This is a genomic window from Halalkalibacter lacteus (assembly GCF_036663595.1).
Taxonomy (GTDB): Bacteria; Bacillota; Bacilli; order Bacillales; family Bacillaceae_D; genus Halalkalibacter; species Halalkalibacter lacteus.
Map to the genome: position 1 here is coordinate 1 of NZ_JAWRVL010000488.1, position 232 is coordinate 232.

The following is a 232-nucleotide window of genomic DNA, read 5'->3' on the forward strand; positions in this document are numbered from 1 at the left end:
GGTCTCGGCGAAGGCGATGGCGTGGTCCATGCCCTCGCGGGTGCGCACCTCGCCGATCATGATCACGTCCGGGGCCTGGCGCAGGGTGTTCTTCAGCGCGTTCTCCCAGCTGTCGGTGTCGATGCCGACCTCGCGCTGGGTGATGATGCAGCCGGCGTGCTTGTGCACGAACTCGATCGGGTCCTCGATGGTGATGATGTGCCCGGTCGAGTTCTCGTTGCGGTAGCCGATC

The 232-nt window shown here is 65.5% G+C and carries 1 protein-coding gene; it reads right to left on the minus strand.

Going from position 1 to position 232, the window contains the following annotated elements; translation table 11 throughout:
- On the minus strand, window positions 1-232 hold a 232-nt coding region (locus SAZ04_RS23125), incomplete at both ends, for an ATPase, T2SS/T4P/T4SS family (protein WP_332700163.1).